Genomic DNA, 458 nt, shown 5'->3' on the forward strand with positions numbered 1-458 from the left:
TAGATGCATATAATGCAAATCCTAGTAGTATGAAGGTTGCATTAGAAAACTTTATACAACTTAGTCGTGATAATAAGGTTGTTATTATTGGCGATATGTTTGAACTAGGTGAAGAAAGTTTGTATGAGCACAAAGAGATTGTTGCATCATTATTAAAAGAAGATACTTTATCTTGCTATTTCATAGGGAATGATTTTTACTCAAATAAAATAGCTAAGAATAATTTTCATTTTTATCAAGACTTTGCAGAATTTTCTAGATCTATAGAAGATTTTACCTTTGAAAATAACTTAATTTTAATCAAAGGATCTAGAGGTATGGCTTTAGAGAGAGTGTTGGAGTTAATTTGAGTTAATTCAAACTATTTTTACTTTAATTGAATGTATGTTAAAATTTTATTTCTAAATTTACTTACATTGATTTGAGATAACTTAGATTTAGATTAGGTTGTTCTATTG

1 pseudogene is annotated in these 458 nt (G+C 26.2%); it reads left to right on the plus strand.

Going from position 1 to position 458, the window contains the following annotated elements:
* Positions 1 to 350 (plus strand): annotated as a pseudogene (locus DIU01_RS12335) (cyanophycin synthetase); the annotation flags it as partial.
* Positions 351 to 458 lie beyond the last annotated feature (108 nt).

Source organism: Flavobacterium sp., from assembly GCF_003525665.1.
GTDB lineage: Bacteria > Bacteroidota > Bacteroidia > Flavobacteriales > Flavobacteriaceae > Flavobacterium.